10 protein-coding genes are annotated in these 20041 nt (G+C 33.0%); 8 read left to right on the top strand and 2 right to left on the bottom strand.

Annotated features, from left to right (window positions below; genetic code table 11):
• Positions 1 to 160 precede the first annotated feature (160 nt).
• The 5 genes from ACTXGU_RS20400 (at position 161) to ACTXGU_RS20380 (ending at position 8482) form a co-directional block, all read left to right on the top strand.
• Complete coding sequence (locus tag ACTXGU_RS20400) at positions 161 to 1303, top strand: exonuclease SbcCD subunit D (RefSeq protein ID WP_443483366.1); 1143 nt, start codon at positions 161 to 163, stop codon at positions 1301 to 1303.
• Entirely contained in the window at positions 1300 to 4437 is a 3138-nt protein-coding gene (locus ACTXGU_RS20395) for an AAA family ATPase (RefSeq protein ID WP_443483365.1), read from the top strand. The genes ACTXGU_RS20400 and ACTXGU_RS20395 overlap by 4 nt, the downstream gene beginning before the upstream one ends.
• Before the next feature lie 191 nt (positions 4438 to 4628).
• Positions 4629 to 5903: a cation:dicarboxylate symporter family transporter gene (locus tag ACTXGU_RS20390; RefSeq protein ID WP_443483364.1), complete on the top strand. Its 1275-nt coding sequence runs from the start codon at positions 4629 to 4631 to the stop codon at positions 5901 to 5903.
• A gap of 330 nt (positions 5904 to 6233) precedes the next feature.
• Entirely contained in the window at positions 6234 to 7529 is a 1296-nt protein-coding gene (locus ACTXGU_RS20385; protein ID WP_443483363.1) for an ATP-binding protein, read from the top strand.
• Positions 7530 to 7534: 5 nt separating this feature from the next.
• A complete protein-coding gene (locus ACTXGU_RS20380) occupies positions 7535 to 8482 on the top strand; it encodes a response regulator (protein ID WP_443483362.1) in 948 nt (315 codons plus the stop codon).
• A gap of 91 nt (positions 8483 to 8573) precedes the next feature.
• Here ACTXGU_RS20380 and ACTXGU_RS20375 read toward each other — a convergent pair whose 3' ends face one another.
• Positions 8574 to 9617 (bottom strand): M42 family metallopeptidase, encoded by a 1044-nt coding sequence (locus ACTXGU_RS20375; RefSeq protein ID WP_443483361.1) that lies wholly within the window; start codon positions 9615 to 9617, stop codon positions 8574 to 8576.
• Positions 9618 to 10284: 667 nt separating this feature from the next.
• On the opposite strand from ACTXGU_RS20375, the gene ACTXGU_RS20370 reads away from it, so the two are divergent.
• Together ACTXGU_RS20370 and helD are read left to right on the top strand one after the other, a co-directional pair.
• Positions 10285 to 12231, top strand: a complete 1947-nt coding sequence (locus ACTXGU_RS20370) for an LTA synthase family protein (RefSeq protein WP_443483360.1) — start codon at positions 10285 to 10287, stop codon at positions 12229 to 12231.
• Between the two features lie 244 nt (positions 12232 to 12475).
• The gene (helD, locus tag ACTXGU_RS20365) at positions 12476 to 14779 is read left to right on the top strand and encodes an RNA polymerase recycling motor HelD (RefSeq protein WP_443483359.1); all 2304 of its coding nucleotides are present in this window, start codon (positions 12476 to 12478) and stop codon (positions 14777 to 14779) included.
• 268 nt (positions 14780 to 15047) lie between these two features.
• On the opposite strand, the gene ACTXGU_RS20360 is transcribed toward helD, so the two are convergent.
• Positions 15048 to 16424, bottom strand: coding sequence for a dipeptidase (locus ACTXGU_RS20360; RefSeq protein WP_443483358.1), 1377 nt, complete (start codon positions 16422 to 16424; stop codon positions 15048 to 15050).
• Positions 16425 to 16601: 177 nt separating this feature from the next.
• Here ACTXGU_RS20360 and ACTXGU_RS20355 point away from each other — a divergent pair, with 177 nt between their 5' ends.
• Positions 16602 to 19958 carry a hypothetical protein gene (locus ACTXGU_RS20355; protein ID WP_443483357.1) on the top strand — a complete coding sequence of 1119 codons (3357 nt, stop codon included), beginning with the start codon at positions 16602 to 16604 and terminating at the stop codon, positions 19956 to 19958.
• Positions 19959 to 20041: the final 83 nt, after the last annotated feature.

Below are 20041 nucleotides of genomic sequence, written 5' to 3'. Positions count from 1 at the left end.
TCTGCCATTCCATGGAATGGCAGATTTTTTGGATGGAAAATAGTCATTGATAAATTGACTATAAATAACCATTATTTCCTTCATCCGATAGATCGTTTGTTTGCTATAATAGTAACTATACATAAAAACAAATTTTTAAAAAATAGATAGGGTGACTTTTGTGAAGTTTATTCATACAGCTGATTGGCATTTAGGAAAGCTTGTACATGGTCTATATATGACAGAGGATCAACGATACATATTAAATCAATTGGTTGAACTCGTAAAAGAAGAGCAGCCAGATGCTTTAGTAATAGCAGGTGATCTTTATGATCGCTCCATTCCGCCGACAGATGCGATTAATTTATTGGATGAAATATTATATACCATCAATGTGGAACTTAATACACCGGTTCTTGCGATCTCAGGTAATCATGACAGTTCAGAAAGATTATCCTTTGGGAGCTCATGGTATCAGCAAAACAAGTTTTATTTAAACGGAAGAATGGAAAATAGTTTTACACCAGTACACATTAACGGTGTAAATTTCTATTTAGTTCCATATTGTGAACCGGTTATCGTACGACAATTATTTAATGACGAATCAATCATGAACCATCATGATGCAATGGTAGCAATCATAAAAAAAATTGAGGAGCAACTAAACGAAGAGGAGCCAAACGTATTAGTAGGACATAGCTTTGTGCTTGGAGGAAAAACAACAGATTCAGAAAGAGTTCTTTCTGTAGGCGGCACTGGATGTGTTGGTGCAGAATTATTTTCTCCATTTACATATACTGCATTAGGACATTTACATAGTCCAGATGCATTAGTACATGATACCGTTAAATACGCTGGATCTTTAATGAAATATTCTTTTTCAGAAGCAAAGCAAAAAAAATCTGTTTCTATTATTGAAGTGCAAAAAAACGGAAGCTTTACTGAAAGATTTCATACGTTTGTTCCTCAAAAAGATATGAGAGAATTAGAGGGATATATAGAGGAGTTATTACATCCTGACTTCTACAAAAAGCAAAAAATAGATGATTATTTAAAAATAACGCTGTTGGATGAAGGAGCTATCTTGGATCCAATTAATAAATTACGGCAAGTTTATCCGAACGTTTTGCATTTAGAAAGAAAGATTGAAAATGTAGATCAAAAGAAAAAGACGTCTGTTAAGGTCAATAAAGAAAATAAAAAAACAGAGTTAGATTTATTTGCAGCTTTCTATGAAGAAATGACGACTTCCACCTTTTCAGCAGAAAAGCGCCAATTAATGGGGAAAATGATTGATGATTGCTTAAAGGAGGAAATCAAGTGAGACCGCTAAAATTAACGTTGCAGGCATTTGGCCCTTATGCAGGAAAAGAGGTAATTGATTTTACTGTATTAGGAAATCGGACAATGTTTGTGATTTCAGGGAAAACCGGATCAGGTAAAACAACGATTTTTGATGGCATCAGTTATGCAATTTACGGGAAAGCAAGTGGAGAAGACCGCAATGGACCAGAACTTAGAAGTCAATTTGCGCACAATTCTCTTTTAACCGAAGTACAACTTGAATTTAAACTAAGGGAACAACGCTACCTAATTATTCGATCCCCACAACAAGATAAAAAGAAAGAACGAGGGGACGGATATACGCCGATAGGTGCCAAAGCGGAACTGTATACTTTTGATGAAAATGGCGAACAAAAAGTGCTTGCATCGTCTATTCGCGATGTAGAGGAAAAAGTAAAAGAAATTATGCAAATTGATAGCAATCAGTTTAGACAAATACTGATGATACCTCAAGGTGAGTTTCGTAAACTTTTAATATCAGACAGCAAGGAAAAAGAGGCTATACTACAAAGACTCTTTCATACAGAAATGTATAAGCGGATTGAAGACAAGCTAAAAGAACAAGCTTCCGGATTAAAAAAATCGGTAGAGCAGCAATTGTATAAGCGTCATACAGCCTTACAGAATATTACGAGTTTCTATATAGAAGAATTACAAACTAAAATACAAGAAAATAGTGAAAACGATGTTATCATTCTCCCATTGTTAGAAAAAGAAATAGTCGCCATGGAAAAGGCTCTAAAAGAACTAGAAAAAACAATAAACGAAAAAAATAAAAATAGAGATCAAATAAGACAGCAATTATTTGAATCGGAAGCTATTATAAAACAAATGCAGCTTCGTGATTTATTAAAAGCAAAAAAGCAGGAACTGTTAGAAAAACAGGATTATTATAAACAACAAGAACAATCTGTTCAATTTGCCCAAAAAGCAGCGGTATTAACAAAGCAGGAAGAAATATGCCACCATATTAAAAAACAGATTGATGATGGGGAAAAAGAAAAGGCAATATTAAATGAGTTAATAGAAAAAGAACGAGCAAGTTGGGTAGAAGCAGTAAAACGGTATAAAAAAGAAGAACATAATGAAGAGGAACGTAAAAGATTAAATGAACATCTTACTTATTTAAATAGTATTAAACCAGATGTACAGGTTATTTCAGAAATGGAAAAAAACGTCGCTCAAACGTCTCAATTTCTAAAAAAAACAGAAGTGAAAAAAAGGGAACTACTTGATAAAAAAGAGATAATAGAAAAAATCATTGTGGAGAAAAAAGAGCAAAAAAAACAACTAGAAACTTCCAAACTATTGTATTTAGAAAATAAAGAGCGACTAATCCATTTGCAAAATATGGTGGAAAAAACAGCAAAATATAAAGAAGTAACAAAAAAAACTGTACCTTTGTTTGCGGAAATAACGAACAATGAAAAAATAGTAGAAAAAATTACAAGCCGTTATCAAGATGCAAAAGAGTTAGCAGAAAAAGTCGAAAGAGATTGGCTTGCAGCACAGTCTTATCTTTTAGCTGAAAAACTGCAAAAAGGGGAGCCATGTCCTGTTTGTGGAAGCACCGAACATCCAAGATTAGCTAATGATACTGTTGTACACATCATGAATGAGGAAGATGTAAAAGCAGCTAGAGCGGACCTTTTACAAATAGAAAAGGACAAGTTAGCAGCAGAATCGAATTTGTTGCAATTGCAAACACAACTATCCTTTTTACAAGAGGATCAAAGATCATGGCTAAAAGAGATAAATAAATTAATACCAGATTATACAGCAGAAAATGCTGAATCCATTAACAGTAAAATGGATTCAGACCTAAACCTATTAAAAAAACAACAACTAGAGTTAATAGAAGCGGAAAAGAAGCTGAAAAATACAGAAGAAGAAATCACTACGATTGAACAACAGCTGCAAAAACTACAGATTGAAACGGAACAGGTTTCTAATGAAATTCAATCAACTTCCATCCAATTAGCGGAGCAGACAACGACATTAAATAATATTAAGAAAAGGATTCCAGAAGAATTGCGAGATGCTGAACACTATCATCATGCCCGTAATACTGCTAAAACTACGTTGCAAAGATTAGAAGAATTATATAAAAAGGCGCAAGCTACTTTACAAGAAACAAAAGATGCTTTGCAAAAAGTAACGATTAAACAAGAAAGTGTAGTAGCGAACCTTAAAGGACTAGAGAAAGCTTTGACATCAGAACGTACTATTTTTCTAGATAGCATGAAAGAACAAGGATTTTCAACGTATTCTTTTTATATACAATCTAAGCTTCCTAAAGAGGAAATAGAAAATAGATTAAAAAGCATTCAAACATATCGGGAAGAATATCGTTCTGTAAGTGATCGTTATCATGATTTGCAGGATAGTTTACAAGATGTAAAAAAACCTGATATCACAATCTTAAAAGCCAACTTAGCAGAAATAGAATCAGCAATTCATCATATCCAGCAAGAACATACTAATTTAATGGTAAAAAAGCGGGATAATGAAGACGTGATGAACCAAGTTGTAACAATAAATAATGAAATAAAACAATTAGAAGAAGCGTATCAAATAATCGGTCATTTATACGATATAACAAGAGGTCAAAATACGTACCGCATCACATTTGAAAGATATGTTTTAGCATCCTTTTTAGATGATATTTTACAAGAAGCGAACTTGCGCTTAATAAAAATGACAAATGGACGATATCAATTATTAAGAAAAACAGATCGCTCCAAAGGCAATGTGCAAAGTGGCTTAGAGCTGTTAGTGTATGATCAATATACTGGCCAAGAAAGACATGTAAAAACATTATCAGGCGGAGAAAGCTTTAAAGCAGCATTATCATTAGCACTTGGCTTGGCTGATGTCGTGCAGCAATATGCTGGAGGTGTATCGTTAGAAACGATGTTTATTGATGAAGGCTTTGGAACATTGGACCCAGAATCATTAGATCAAGCAATCGAAACACTGATGGATATACAAAGTTCAGGAAGATTAGTTGGCATTATTTCACATGTACCGGAACTAAAAGAAAGAATGGAAATTCGTTTAGAAGTAATTGCTGGACAAACAGGCAGTACAACGGCATTCCATTCGCTTCATTAAATAGATCACAAAAAGCATGCTTGACGAAATAGTCAAACATGCTTTTTTGTATTAATAAATGAGATGTTAGAAAAAGAAAACAAAAAAAATTAGATTTTGTCGACTTATGTCGGATTTGGTAGGCGGTGTTATATAGTATTAATTAAATGAATTTAATGTAACAAAAGTTAACAATAATAGGGGGAAAATGAATGAAAAAATATGGATTAGCGGTTCAAATTTTAATTGCACTTGTTTTAGGAATAATAGTAGGTGCAATTTTCCACGGGAACGAAGTATTTGTTAAGTTTGTACAACCAGTAGGTGATATTTTTCTTCATCTAATTAAAATGATTGTTGTTCCAATCGTAGTAGCCGCTTTAATTGTATCGATTGCGGGAGTAGGTGATATTAAAAAGCTCGGCAGACTTGGCGGAAAAACAATTCTTTACTTTGAAATTGTCACAACCTTTGCTATTTTATTTGGTTTGCTTGTTGCTAATGTTTTCCAGCCTGGTGTTGGTATTCATGAAGAAGGATTAGCAAAGTCTGATATTTCTCAATATGAAAAATCTACCGAAGAAACAAAAGATAGTCATGGAGTTGGAGACATTCTTGTTCATATGGTACCGACAAATGTAGTCGGAAGTATGGCAGATGGTGATTTATTGCCAATTATCTTCTTTTGTGTATTATTTGGTTTAGGCGTAGCTGCAATTGGAGAAAAAGGAAAGCCGGTTTTATCTGTTTCTGAGGGAATTCTGGAGACGATGTTTTGGGTAACAAACATAGTAATGAAGTTTGCTCCGTTCGGTGTATTTGCTATGATCAGTATTACCGTTTCAAAGTTTGGACTTGAAACATTGTATCCACTAGCTAAACTAGTCCTATTAGTTTATGTAACCATGGTGTTTTTTATTGTAGTGATATTAGGAATTATTGCGAAAATAGTGAAAGTAAATATCTTTACTTTAATGAAAATTTTAAAAGATGAGTTGATTTTAGCATATAGTACAGCTAGTTCTGAATCTGTTATGCCAAGGTTGATGGACAAGCTGGAAAAATTCGGATGTCCAAAAGCGATTACGTCCTTTGTTATTCCAACCGGTTATTCGTTTAACCTTGACGGTTCCACGATTTATCAAAGTATTGCTTGTTTATTTATAGCACAAATGGCAGGGATTGACCTTTCCATTGCCCAACAAATAACATTAGTGCTCGTGTTGATGTTAACTTCAAAAGGAATTGCAGGTGTACCAGGTGTTTCCTTTGTTGTAATTGCTTCGACATTAAGTTCTATGAATATTCCAATAGAGGGAATTGCTGTTATTTTAGGTGTTGATCGTTTAATGGATATGCTTCGTACTGTTGTTAACGTAGTTGGAAATGCTGTAGCAACCATTGTAGTAAGTAAATGGGAAGGCGAGTTCGATGAACAAAAATCAAACGAGTATATTTCTAATATTAAAAAGTCAGAAGCTGCATAAAAAGAGTGATCTTTATCACTCTTTTTTCTCTTTCTGTAAGGTCGTTTTCTCAAAGTTTGTTGTTTTTTTATTTAAAAAAATGGGAGAAGAAGTACTCAGTAGACTGAATACACGAAGACTCCTGTGGGAATGCGAGAAAGACGAGACTTAAGCAGAGCGTATGCGACGAGGAGGCTCGACGCTCGCTAAACGGACGAAGTGTATTCGGGCTGCGAGTTTAAAAGCAACAATCTATACGAAATCAGCCTTCTGTAAAAAACAAATCAGCAATTGAATTGTAAAGCAACAAAAGATATACTTATCTGCATTAAAGGTAGGTGGAGAGACAAAATGAAAATACATCAATTGCTTAAATCGAATACTTTTATTATTTTCATGATGATTATTATGGTGCCTATTGCTGGGGAATTTAAATTTTTTCCATTGCAAGACCAGTTTAGGGTTAGCTTCGCTCCAACGATTTTCTTTTTTTTGCTTCTATTTTTACCTCAAAAGAAAATAATTCAAGCAGGTATAATAACAGGAATTGCTGTTGGGATTTTTCGAATGTTAGGAGACTTTTTCTTTTTAGAGTCTTATACATTGGAACACTCATTTATGATGCGATTACCAGCATGTTTTTATTACATAAGCTATTCTCTCTTTTTTTTAATTTGGAACGTAAAAAAAATGCAAAATCAAGTATGGAAAATTGGTGTATTCGGGATCATACTAGAATTAACTTCTCAATTAATAGAGTTAGCTATACAATCCACGATCATTGGTGTTAAATTAGACTTAAGTGCTTTTATGCCGATAGGAACAATTGCTATCTTTCGCAGTTTTTTTGTAGTTTCTTTCTATAGTATGATTGTTTTATATGAGGCAAAAATTAGAGAAGAAGAAATTACGAGTAAAAATAAACATTTGCTATTATTATTATCCAGTTTATACGAGGAAAAAATGCAAGTGAAAAAAACATTAAATAATGTCGAAAAAATAACAAAAGATTCTTTTGAATTGTATCGATCATTAAAAAATGAAGAGATTACACGATTAGAAGTACAGCATTTAAGTCAAGAAGCTTTAAAAATTGCTGGTGAAATTCATGACATAAAAAAAGATAATCAAAGAATATATGCAGGAATTTCAAAATTAATCGCAAGTGAAAACTTCTCAGAATATATGTATTTACCTGATCTGCTGGAAATTATCATAAGCAGCAATAATAAATATGCACAAACCCTTGGAAAAAAGATTCAGTTTTCAACAGAAATAAATGTTTCAACTGATAAATATGAAGTATATTTTTTGCTTTCTATATTAAATAATCTTGTGTCTAATAGCATTGAAGCTATTAAGGATACAGGAGAAATAACGGTTCATGCATACGAAAAGACGGATTGGTTGTATTTAGAAGTGATAGATACAGGACTTGGCATCGAAGAAAAATATAATGATTTAATATATAAACCTGGATTTTCTCTTAAATTTGACGATGAAGGAATATCGTCAACTGGAATAGGCCTGTCCTATAGTAAAGAAACGATTGCCAATTATGGCGGTGCTATAAGTCATGAAACAATACCGGGTAAAGGCACTAAATTTATGGTGGAATTACCGAAAGTACGATTAATAAAGGAGTAAATAAGATGCGTTTTTTTCTAATTGATGATGATGAAGTGATTCGGTCTTTGCTTACACATATCATTGAAGATGAAGATATTGGTGAAGTAGTTGGAGAAGCGGAAAATGGAGAAATGGTAACAAGTCAATTATTAAATTTTAAAAAGGTGGATATTGTCATTGTTGATCTTTTAATGCCTATTCGGGATGGAATTGAAACCATTCGTTCTTGGAAAGGTGAATATAAAGGAAAAACGATTATGCTTTCCCAAGTAGAATCAAAAGAACTAATTGGAGAGGCCTATACATTAGGAATAGAGTATTACGTGACAAAACCAATAAACAGTACTGAGTTTCTAACCATTACAAAAAAGGTTATTCAAAATATTTTATTAGAGAGAACAGTAGGAGAAATAAGTCGAACGTTAAATGGCGTTTTAGGAATAACCAATCAGGAAAGCAAACAAAAGCAGTATAAAACCAATAATACGATTACAGAAGCTGGTGAATTTCTTTTATCTGAATTAGGGATAATTGGCGAAAATGGCAGCAAAGATTTAATGGAAATTATTCAATATGTATACCATCATGAAGCAAACGATGTATTCGAAAAGAATTTTCCTTCGATGAAAGAGTTATTTGAAGGAATAGCAAAGCTGCGTGTCGGGGAGCATGCTTCTGCCCATGAAGTTTTAAGAGAAACAAAAGCTAGTGAACAGCGTGTTAGAAGAGCAATAAATCAATCTATTACTCATTTGGCAAGTATTGGATTAACAGATTTTTCTAATCCGAAATTTGAAAATTATGCTTTGAAATTTTTTGATTTCTCTATAATAAGAAGTAAAATGACTGAGCTCAAAAAAGACAAAGCAGTACAATCAAAACAAGTAAAAATTCATACGAAAAAATTTATTCAAGTACTTTATTTTGAAGCGAAAAAACTTGTTCATCCAACCCGCCATGATTTGGAATAAACATAAATGATAGTTGATTTTCAAAAATGCAAAAGAGCAGTCCTCCAGTTGAATAATCCAACTAAAGGACTGTTCTTTTTGAACAACCTCATTACATAGAAGATAACAAATAATAATAAATTAACCGACTAGTTGTTTCAATCGAAGAAAAATGAGTACGCTCATATGCATGAGAGGAATCAATGCCAGGTCCGATTAATCCATGAACAATATCATTCCCAGCTCGAATGGCAGAAGATGCATCTGAACCATAATAAGGATAAATATCCAACTGAAAAGGTATATCATGATCTGTAGCAAGTTGAACTAGTTTTTTTCTTAATCCGTAGTGATAAGGACCGCTTGCATCTTTTACACAAATAGACACAGAATATTCATCTGTGGATTGTCCATCTCCTATTGCGCCCATATCAACCGCTAAATACTCAACTGTTTCTTTTGGAATATTAGAGTTTCCCCCGTACCCGATTTCTTCATTATTAGAAATGAAAAAATTCGTTGTATACGGAAGTATTATGTTCTTCGTTTTTATTTCCTTTAGCAAAAGTAATAGAATAGCTACGCTTGCTTTGTCATCGAGATGTCTTGATTTAATAAATCCTGAGGATGTTATTTCTACCCTAGAATAAAAAGAAATAAAATCACCGACTGTAATGCCTAATTTTTTGACATCTTCCGCATTTTTGACTTTTTCATCAATTCTTACTTCCATATTCGCTTGATTTCGTTCCGTTTTGGCTGCATCTTTGTACACATGTACAGAAGCTTGATGCAATAAAATAGTGCCACTGTAAATCGTCCCATCTGCGGTTTCAATAAAACAATTTTCTCCTTCGATGCTGTTATAGGTAAATCCACCAATTAAATCGAGCCGCAATCGACCATTTGTTTTTATTTCCTTTACCATTGCACCCAATGTATCAACATGAGCAGTAACGACCCTTTGCTTATCGCCTGACTCACCTTGTATAGTTGCCATTAATCCTCCTTTATTATTTCTGCTTGTGTTAATTTTAAGCTCTTGCAAATAATGTTCAATAAAATCAATTATTTTTTGTGTGTTTCCAGATGGACTACTGATGGTTAGCAGTTTTTCTAGTATCGTTATGTATTCTTTTTGATTTAGTTTTACCAATGAAAACGCCTCCTTTAGTCGCTTAGTTACATTATACTTAAAAAATGGACAAATCAATAATTTTGCTATGTCCATTTGAAAAGAAAGATGAAAATTTTAAAAAAATGAACATAAATAAGTTTCCTGATTATTATTATTAATAAACGTAAATAGTTTTTTACTAGAAATTTATAAAAAATTAATGTAAGATATATGTTGGTTTGAATATTAACAAAATTATCCGTTTTTCCCCATAAACATGAAGAATCTTCCCAACTCAGAGGTTAAGAGGACAAAGAAGTGAAGGTACTGGCTAGTTGCAGACGAATGCGAAGTGTCCTATCGTTTTTGTTTACACTAATCGATCCTGTGTGATATACTTAACAACTAGAATAATATGGAAAAACAGGTAGATTTATTTATTTTGATTTTGATAGGTATATGTTATAATTGGATACGTTATTTGTAAAAATCATGTAAATTTTTTGTGAAGATTAATGTTGGAAATGGAACACAAGTAGAAACGGAAAAGGGAAAAGAAAGATCAATTTTCTCTTATATGAAACGAAACTTCCAAGTGGTAATTATTATTTGGAAACTTTACAGTCTGCTCGAAAGCGTTTGTTGACAGTCTGAAAGAAAAGATTAAGTTTAATTGAGGTTATATTTTGAATTGAGGTGAACAAGATTGAAAGGTACAGTAGAATTATTTAATAAATTTATATCTAAACATTCTTCTTTCTTTTTAATCGCCATTGTTTTATTTTGGGTTAAAACATATGCAGCATATCAAATTGAGTTTAGTTTAGGGGTAAATGGAGCGTTTCAACAGTTTCTTTTATTTATAAATCCAATCAGCTCCGCTTTATTTTTTATCGGACTTGCATTATTTATTAAAGGCAAATTACAGCCAATTATGATAACAGTCATTACCGGCCTGATGTCTGCGTTACTGTATGCAAATATTGTCTATTATCGTTTTTTTACTGATTTCATCACTGTTCCCGTTATGATGCAAGTAAAAGTAAATGGCGGTCAATTGAGTGACAGTATTTTATCCTTAATTAAAGTATATGATGTTTTATACTTCTTAGATGTAATCATACTGATAGTATTGCTTGTCAAAAAGATTTATAAACCAACTGTGCAAAAAAACAGAAGAAAAGCAAAGTCTATTTTTGCTTTAGCGATATTAACTTTTATTATTAATCTTGGTTTAGCTGAGGTTGATCGTCCAGAATTATTGAGTCGTTCTTTTGACCGCAATTATTTAGTGAAATATTTAGGGGCATATAATTTTACTATTTATGATATTGTCCAAAATGCCCGTTCTGAAAGCCAAAGAGCCTTGGCAGACAGTAGTGATATTTCAGAAGTACAGAACTACATAAGTGCAAACTTTGCTGCACCTAATTCTGTATATTTTAAAAAAGCTGAAGGTATGAACGTTGTCTATATTTCATTAGAGTCATTGCAATCCTTTATTATTGACTACAAATTAAATGGACAGGAAGTAACACCATTTTTAAACTCGCTAACCAAGGATAAAAACACTTTTTATTTTGATAATTTTTTCCATCAAACAGGTCAAGGGAAAACTTCAGATGCCGAATTTATGATGGACAATTCATTGTATGGGATGTCACAAGGATCTGTTTTTGTTAATAAAGCACAAAATACTTTGCAAGCTGCACCAGCTATTTTAAAAACAAAAGGGTATACTTCAGCAGCATTCCATGGAAACTATAAAACATTCTGGAATAGAAACGAAATGTATAAATCCATCGGATATGATAAATTTTTTGATGCTGAATATTATGATATGTCACCAGGAAAAATAAAAAACTACGGAATGAAAGATATACCTTTCTTTCAAGAAAGTATGCCGTTGTTAGAAGGCTTAAAAGAGCCGTTTTATACGAAATTTATTACTTTATCAAATCACCATCCATTCGAAATGGATGAAGGCGACACTGATTTCCCAGCTGGAGATTTTGGGGATACTGTCGTTAATGACTATTTCAAATCAGCCCATTATTTAGATGAATCGATTAAACTGTTTTTTGACCAGTTAAAAGAAGCTGGATTATACGATAATACAATGATTGTTATGTATGGAGACCATTACGGTATTTCAGAAAATCATAACAGCGCGATGGCAAAAGTGATGGGGGAAGATGAAATTACGCCATTATTAAATGCAAAATTACAGCGCGTGCCATTGTTTATCCATGTGCCAGGAGTGGAAGGTAAAGTCGTAAGCAAATATGGCGGAGACGTAGATGTTATGCCAACTGTATTACATTTATTAGGTGTTAATACAAAAGATTATTTACAAGTTGGTTCCGATTTATTATCAAAAGATCATCGTGAAACTATCCCGTTTAGAAATGGAGATTTTGTATCGCCAACGGTTACTAAAATAGGGGATAATTGTTATGATACAAATTCTGGTGAAATTCTTGCTGGAGAATCATGTGATAAACAAGCGGAAGGTGCAGCGGCAGAATTAAAAGTTTCGGACAACATCGTCAATAAAGATTTATTGCGCTTTTACACACCTGAAGGATTTAAACCAATCAATCGTGAAGATTATAATTATATAAAAAATGCAGAAACAACTACAAATAAATAGTTAGGAAAAAACCTCTTATTCCATCAGATAAGAGGTTTTTTCTTGAGTTATAAGAAAATTGGCAAATGCATAAAAAACCCATGCCTTCCTTAAAAGACATGGGTTTTTTATGAGTAGAATTATTTTTCTAAGCATAGTATAATTAAAGAATACAACTATTTTCAATTTTGTATAAATATACCTAATTTAATTATACCATCATTATTCTTACTAGTCAAATAAAAAGCTTTAAGGAGTGGGTTATATGGCTGATTTAAAGGAAGAAGAAGTTTTTTTAGAGCAAAAGAGAGTAGAGAAAGTAATAAAAGAAATTGACGAAAAGATGGAAAAAGATAAAAAAACGAGCAATATGATAGTTGGAGATGCAGAACAAATTCGTAAAACATTTTGGCAGGATGTAACCGTCAATGTAGATGAACCTGATGATTTGGCGGAAACCTATATAAGTATAAAACAACAAGCAGAGCTATTAGGTGAACGGGAAAGAAGCTACGGCCAATTACATAAACAACTTAAAACATTAGGCAAGTTAAAATATTCCCCTTATTTTGGACGAATAGATTTTGAAGAAACAGGAGAAGGAATAGAGGCAATTTATATTGGTATTGCTTCTTTTATGGATAAAGAAGAACAAAATTTTTATATATATGATTGGAGAGCGCCTATATCGAGTATTTATTATGATTATTTACCAGGATTAGCAAGTTATAATACGCCTGCAGGCAAAATTGATGGGGAGCTGTTGTTAAAAAGACAGTTTATTATTCGTAATGGCAAAATAGTTCGATTATTTGATACAGGGGTAACAATTGGTGATGAATTATTATTAGAGGTGTTAGGAAATAATGCTAACACCTTAATGAAAACAATTGTTGCAACGATCCAAAAAGAACAAAATAAAATCATACGTAATGATAAAAGTAAAATATTAATTGTTCAAGGTGTTGCAGGAAGTGGGAAAACCTCTGCTGCTTTGCAGCGTGTTGCCTATTTATTATACCGGCATCGACAAACATTAAAGTCTGATCATATTATGCTGTTTTCACCCAATCCTTTGTTTAATAGTTATGTTTCCACCGTGCTTCCGGAGCTTGGAGAAGAGAATATGCAACAGTCGACTTTTCAGGAATATGTAGTGAATAGAATTGGGGCTGGATGGAAAGTAGAAGATCCTTTTTCACAATTAGAGGTTCTGTTATCAGAAGGAAAACAGAAGTTACAAACGATGCGTCTAAAAAGCATTTCCTATAAAAGCAGCATCGAATTTAAAAATAAATTAGATAAATATGTAGAAAAATTATCAACCGAGGGAATGATTTTTCATGCTATTTCTTTTCGGAATAAAGTGCTTTTTTCAAAAGAAGAACTGACAAGAAAATTTTATGAATTGGATCCATCTATTTCGATAACGAACAGACTGCAATTATTAAAAGAATGGGTTCAAAAAGAAATGAAACTGCATGCAAAACAAGAAAGAAAGCAATCCTGGGTAGAAGAAGAGATACAGTTATTAGACAAAGAGGAGTATTTAGAGGCGTATAAAGCAACACAAAAAAAGGAAGATGATTTTTCCTATTTTCATCATGAGGAGCAAATATTACGAAAATTGATTGTAAATAAAAGGTTTAAAAAAATATATAAAGACATAAAATCATTGCGTTTTATTGATTATGCGGCGATGTATCAAGCAGTATTTTCAAGAGAATCTTCTACGGAAAAAGAGTGGGAGCTAATCCGAGAAAAAACGATTCATACGCTAAAAAACAAGCAGCTATGGAATGAAGATGCAACACCATTTGCCTATTTTAAAGATAAAATAGAAGGGAAAAAGTCCATTACAAGTATAAAGCATGTATTTATTGATGAAGCACAAGATTATTCCTCATTTCAAATGGCTTATTTAAAAGAACTGTATCCGTATAGTAAAATGACTTTATTAGGGGATGTGAATCAAGCTATATATGCACACGACAACAAAATGTTAATGGGAGATGATGGAGAAGAACAGGTAGAGAGGATTGTATTAACAAAAAGCTATCGATCGACACAAGAAATCGTTGAGTTTACAAGAGGCATCGCTGTAAATGGAGAATTGATTGAACCTTTTAATCGTCACGGAGAAAAGCCGATAGTGAAAGAAATAGCAAATGTAACATCGCTACCAACTGATGTGATGACGCAATTACAGCAACTAAAAAATAAGGGTTATGAAACCATTGCAGTCATTTGTAAAACACAAAAAGAAAGCAATACGTTGTATAAAGTAATAAAAAAACAAATGGATGTTCGTTTAATTGAAAAAGGCACGATTGCCTATGAAAAAGGAATTTCGGTGATTCCAGCTTATTTAGCAAAAGGAATTGAGTTTGATGGAGTCATTATTTATAATAGTTCGGTTTATCACAATGAGCTAGAGAAAGAATTATTTTACACAGCATGCACAAGAGCGATGCATGAATTAATTCTATTTACAGAAAAAGACCGTCTTAATCCATTTATTAAAAGGATCCATAACAATACTTATCTTTTTGAAAGAGGCAGAATATAATTAACTATGGCTGTTTTCGTATAGATTGTTGCTTTTAAACTCGCAGCCTGAATACACTTCGTCAGTTTAGCGAGCGTCAAGCCTCCTCGTCGCATACGCTCTGCTTAAGTCTCGTCTTTCTCGCATTCCCACAGGAGTCTACGTGTATTCAGTCTGCTGAGTACTTCTTCTCCCATTTTTTTACGTAAATAACAACAAACTTGAGAAAACAGCCTTAACTATTAATAAAGCCTTCCAATAGCAGAACGACTAATGGAAGGCTTATTCTTTATGATAATATTGAAGACAGTTCATACCAGTATGTACAGATGGTTAGCAAGCATTTATCATAATTTTCTAAATGAAAATGTTCATTAGGAGCGTGAAAGTTTTCATCTGGAAGTCCAAAACCCATCAATACAATTGGCAATTGCAGCAGTTCATCGAATACAGCTACAATAGCTGCAGATCCTCCTCCACGAGTATAAGAAGTTGGTACTTGATACACTTGTTCATATGCTTTGCCAGCAGCTTGAATGGCAGGGTGATCAAATGGTGTGAGAAAAGGGGCTCCTTTATCAAATAATTGCATTGTCACTTCAACACCAGCAGGAGTGTGTTTTTTTATATGTGCTTGCAGCAAGGAAAGTATCTCGTCTGGGTCTTGATTTGGAACTAATCTGCAAGTTATTTTGGCGCTCGCTTCAGATGGAATTACGGTTTTGATTCCTTCTCCTTGAAATCCACCATTTATTCCATTTATGTCAAGTGTTGGGCGAACCCATATTCTTTCCAATGTACTAAATCCTTTTTCCCCAACTAGTGCTGGAACACCAGTTTGATCGATAAATTGACGATCTTGAATAGGCAGTGCTTTATATGCTTGTTTTTCTTCTTCTGTTAAGGAAGCTACCTTATCGTAAAAACCGGAAACGGTTATTTCTCCATCTTCATTATGAAACGTCGATATAGTATGTACAAGTGCTGTTATCGGATTTTGCACAGCTCCGCCAAAAAGACCTGAATGCAAATCTCCATTTGGACCTTTTACATTTATTTGCAGCCCACAAAGACCTCGCAAACCATAACAAATGGTTGGTTTCCCTTTATCTAGCATAGTAGTATCGGAAATCACAATCACATCAGCACTTAGCAATGACTTGTTTTCTTCTACAAATAATGGCAAATGGGGACTGCCGATTTCTTCTTCTCCTTCTATGCAAAATTTAATATTAACCGGCAGCGTTCCAGTCGTTTTTAAAATGGATTCAACTGCTTTAATATGCATAAAAACTGGGCCTTTATCATCACTAGCGCCTCTTGCAAAAATTTTACCGTCTCTTATTTCAGGCGAAAAAGGGGGACTTTCCCATAAATGCAGCGGATCAACAGGTTGAACATCGTAATGTCCATAAACGAGCACCGTCGGTTTTCCAACTGCATGAAGGTAATCGCCGTAAACAACAGGATGACCTTCTGTTTCGTACACTTTCACATTTTCCATGCCAGATTTTTTTAATGCTTCTGCTGTCCATTCCGCTGTTTCTTTCACTTTCTGTTTGTAATCAGGAAGTGCACTAATACTTTCTATTGATAAAAATTGGCATAATTCGTGTAAATGATCCTCTCTATTTTTCGTTAAATAAGAAATAATTCGACTATCCATTTCCAACCTCCTCATGTAATTTAGAGTATCGAAATAAAAATTCGATAAAAAAGCCTGTGTTTCCTTTTTTCACTTAAAGAAAATGTTTGAAAAAAAGTATAGAATAATGTAAAATTACACATAAAGTATAAATTAATTGTTTTTGTGTTGAATTTATCAGGAAGAGGTGGGGGAAAAATGTCTGCTGAACAAGGCAAAAAAGATATCTTTACATCCGAATTAAAACAGCTGCATATCCATCAATACATAACAACTGCAGAACATGACCATGTATTACATGCGTATCATACATTTTATGAAGACAAGAAAATAACATCAGATGCATCTATTAAATTAGCAAATCAAAAAGAAAGGAAAGAGTCATCTCCGAAAAAACAAAAAGAAAAAAAAGTCCGCACAGCAGAGCAGCTGCGTGAAAGAAATATCGGGTTTTTATTATATATTGGTGTACTATTACTATTAATTGGCGGATTATTTGTTGCTACAAGCAATTGGGATAGTATGACAGGATGGATGAAAGCAGGCTCGATCTTTTTCGTTTCGTTTCTTTTTTACGGATTTGCTGTATTTGCAAAAAAAATAGTAAAAATAGAAAAAACAGCTTTTGCTTTTTTTGTGTTAGGAAGTTTCTTTTTACCAATTGGTATATTATCAGTTAGTTGGTTTGAATTATTAGGAAATTATTTATCTTTTGAGGGAGAGGGAAACTATCTCCTTGGTGTGATAGGTACTGCCTGCTTGATACCAATTTACTATTATTTAGCCAATTTGCTTCTTTCCCGTTTTTTTCGTGTCGTAACATTAGCCACGATTTCTTGTATGGCAGCTTTCTTTTTATTAAGCTTACACGTATCAGAGAATTTATTTTTCTTCTTTTTTATCGGATATAATAGCCTTTTGATCATCATTCTCTCTAAATGGAAAGAGAAGAAGTGGGTAAAGAGGTTTGGAAGAGAACTGCCCATTTATACGCAGATTCATCTTGTCCTTACTACTATTTGTTTATCGATATTTTATGGAGGTGCAATATTACACGGAATAAATTTTTTATTGTTAAGTGTCTTATATTTTGGCATTTTATATGAAACAAAATTTAAGCAGTATCATGTTTTTGTAACATTAATGTTTGTTATTGGATGTTATAGAATTTTTACAACCGATCTTTTTTATAATTGGAGTCCGCTTCTTTTTGCATGTGTAGTTTTGATCATTTTGATGTTTGGATCAGTTCTAAAAGGCTCTATAAGCTGGGGGAAAACGTGGGAGATTACAAGTGTTGTTGTAATTGTCTTAACTTTTGTATATAGTCAGTCATTTAACATGGGAATTATTTCTCAAGGTTCTATCGTAATAGCAATCACATATTTATTGATAGCTTGTCAATTTACTTATCTTGTATATAAGTTAGAAGTTAAGATCTTAAAATATTTACCTGCTGTATTTATCGGTTTCTCCTTATGTCAAGTTGCTTTAAAATATGATGTTATTACGTCGTTTCAATCAGCACTGATTACTTTATATAGTATTGGCTTCGTTTTGTTCGCTCTTTTGGGATTTTATAATCGTATTAAAATATTTAAAAAAATTAAGTACAGCTCTGCAACAATTGGATTAGGAATGATGATTTGTTTCGCTTTAGTCTCGGGAATCTTTTATTTAGGAAAATGGTATGTGGGCTGTTTATTCCTTCTGTTAGGGTTTAGTTTTATACTTGTAAAAAAAGAAGGTTGGTCTGTATTTTATTTGTCCGTTTTACGATATTTGATTCCGTTATGTTTTGCTGCTGCTTATTTTGCTTTTGGTGAATCTTTTTCATTTTTAGGAAATAAGGGGATGGCATTCAACATTGCCGTTTCAAGTGTTATTTTATTAGCAACTAAAACATTCTTTTTTAAGAATGATCTGGTTTTAAAACGAAATAGCTTTTTAATTGGGCAAGGGTTGTATATTATCGCTATATTTGTGTCGTTGACATATCCAGTTTATGGTGATTGGACACGAACATGCATATACGCTGTAGGCATACTCGTTTTTATCGCATTTTATCAAGCAAGGAAGGATGAGTTGGTAGCCTGGTTAATCAGTATAGTTGCCACGATGACCTATTTTGCCTGTATATCAGACATATTTGCACAATCTGAGTCCATGCAAATGAAATGGCACACATATGGCTGGGTTGTACTATTTGTCTTAAGATGGATGGTAAAAGAACAACTGTTTAAACGTCCATTTATTATTCTTGCTCATGTATATTTGTTGATTTCGATTTCCGTAGATTATGTTACCAATGGAAATGGGATGTATATGCATTTTTTATATGCTTTATGTGCTTATTTGATTAGTCTGTTTATTGTAAAGTCAAATTGGATGAAAATTCTTTTCCAATATGCTTGTTACTGTTGTTTCTTTTTATTTTTTGCAAATACCATTCAAAAAGATGTTGCTGGAGGCGGTGCATTTTCTCAAGCCTTTTTATTAACTAGCATTCTATTATTTATTGTTTATGTTTTGTTCCAAAAACTGAATAAAGAAGCGGTAATCTATTTCTTTATCCCTTTGTCCATCATTGGGATTGGATGTTGGATCATCACTTCGGCATTTTCTACAACTGCTTATATTGTGGTATTATGTTATATTTCTATATATTTACTGCTTATGTATATATCAAAAAAGCATTACTTCAGTATAGCTGGTCTTATCATGTTAGTAGCAGGCACAGAACGGCTTGTATATTCCATTAATATGATGGCGATGGATCAATTTTTGCTTTACAGTGTGATCGGTGTATTGCTTGTATTTATAGGATCATGTGCTTATAAAACTGTCTATAATAGGGAAGGAGCTTATCTTGATTTTTATAGTTTTACAAGTATTGTGATTTTTGTCTATTTATATTCTTTCAATATCGATTTTGTTTGGGGAAAGATTCTTCCCGGTTTATTTATTTCAGTCACTTTATTTATCCAAAAAGGAAGAGTACCACAAAAGATAGCGTGGGTTCCTGTGCTAGCAGCAGTTGTCTATTTGCTGCAGCCGTATTATGCAATAATAGAGCAATTGTCGATACCATATTATTTTTCAAAAGAAAGTATCGTGCTTCCCTGGGTATTAATGGTCATTATTAGCAAAAAAATTGTAAAGGGAAACTATATCCATATAATCAACAAGGTAGAGTGGGGGATTTTACTGCTCGTTTCCTATTTTTTAATTATAGATGCACTGCAAACTGCCACTATTACTGATGCTATTATCGTTGGAAGCTTATCTGTACTTTCTGTTATTTGCGGATTTTATTATAAATATAAATCGTATTTCTTTATTGGCATCATCGTGCTTTTGCTAAATGTTATGCTGCAAACAAGACCGTATTGGGGAAATTTCCCATGGTGGGCTTATCTTCTTATAGCTGGAAGTGTTCTCATCATTGTTGCAAGTTTTTATGAAATGCAAAAGCAAAAAAGCGGCGGGAAATTTATGTTGAAGGTAACAGAATGGAAGAATAAAATAAGAAAATCTTTATCAAGGTGGCAATAATCAATGATACACGTTTTTTAGGTTAATGGAAAAATGAAGGTTGGAGGATGTTAATAAGCAGTATTTTTGCTTTATTATATCCT

Origin of the sequence: Niallia sp. 01092 (genome assembly GCF_052318935.1) — a bacterium.
GTDB lineage: Bacteria > Bacillota > Bacilli > Bacillales > Cytobacillaceae > Niallia.
This window is presented reverse-complemented; position numbering and strand designations above follow the sequence as displayed.